This window comes from Oleiphilus sp. HI0066, assembly GCF_001635725.1.
Genome location: NZ_LWFH01001315.1, coordinates 1 through 1,463, shown reverse-complemented (window position 1 = coordinate 1,463; position 1,463 = coordinate 1). Strand labels below are relative to the sequence as shown.

The window sequence follows — 1,463 nt, the reverse complement described above, 5'->3', positions numbered from 1 at the left end:
GGGTTTAAAGATGACTCAGCGCCATCAAACGCTATGGAGGAAAGGCTTACAGAATTAACGATTTCAAAACGCGCACTGAAGCGATCTGCGTGCACAGCAAGAGATAACATCGTGAGAGATGCCGTCATCAGGATATGCTTTAAACCAAAACACGCAGACATGTCGAAGCCCCAAAAATTTAGGACTTCGAGTATAGGACAGATTTGTAACACTGCAACACAAAAAGTTACGCAATGTTACATAAGCCCGTTTTGCCCGGCAAAAGGTGCCTAGCACGTCAACTAAAAGACGATATCCTCTATGAACACAACGCCATCTTTACCATCAGAATAAAAACATGTTGGTTCAATCGTTTTAAGATCACGATCAGCCAAATCATTCTCATTAACTGAAACGCAGTACTTCCCTGGCAGCAAGCCTGACAGCAAATACACCCCATCATATTCGGAGCGCGTCAAAGCTACTTGATCACCCGCCTCATTAAGCACCTCTACCCTTACCGTGCTTAAAGGTCGTTGCTGTCCATTCTGTTTCACAAACAAACTGCCTTCGACTTCAAAGGTATAGGCCAAAGGAATATCTTGCTGTAACACTGAGCCTGCGTGGGTGTAAACAAAGAACGGGCCGGATGCAGCTTTTATAAACGGGTCTTCAATACTCTTTTCTTCAATCTCAATTTTTTCCATTTGAAGATGATCAATCCCTTTCAGAACGACGACACCGTCATCGCCTGTTTCAAACGTTCGCCATTTACTCTTACCCTTAAATCGAATACCCGGCAAAGTTTCTTCACCTTCATCAAACATCTGATTATCGTTTTCATCAATAAATACTCGCGCATTTAACGATGCACTATTGACTGAACTTTCATTCGATAAGAAGTGACTATCTCTCTTCGCGTCATAGCCAACGGAAGTACTAAGCGTTGCACCTAGATAAGCGAACCCATCGGTATTGAAGCCAGCACTGCCCGACACGGAAAATTTCTCAAACTCCCAAGTTAGGGTGTTGTCATTGCTGAATAAATCTTTACCTGTGAAGTTATAAGCCACTGAACCAGTGTAATTGATGTTGCTGGCGAACTTATGCGACGCTGAAAAAGAAAGGCTATTCACGCTAGATGAGGGGGCGACACTATACGCAATAGAACCCTTATAACGCCACCCTTCCCAGCGTCTTGTGGCGCTGAAGCCACCGTCTGTTCGCGAGATATCTGAGCTCCCTGATGATTTAAAATACAAAAGCTCGTTTACGAATTGATATCCCGCCCACCCCGTTGCTTTGCGCAGGTTAGTCGTGAAGTTTCCGTCGCCATCCACAAATGAGCGATCTCTGAATTCTAAATCCACAGACAAAGCACTCGGCAGGCCGACTAAAAATGATCGATCAAGACGAAGTGCATACTCAGAATCTAATTTACCATTTTGATTACGGTCACTAATTAGATCAGAGAACTTGGATGC

1 protein-coding gene is annotated in these 1,463 nt (G+C 44.0%); it reads right to left on the bottom strand.

The features are described 5' to 3' along the window. Positions 1–281: 281 nt before the first annotated feature. Positions 282–1,463 (bottom strand): carboxypeptidase regulatory-like domain-containing protein (locus A3738_RS31295; RefSeq protein ID WP_197473926.1); only part of this gene is annotated, 1,182 nt, incomplete at its 5' end.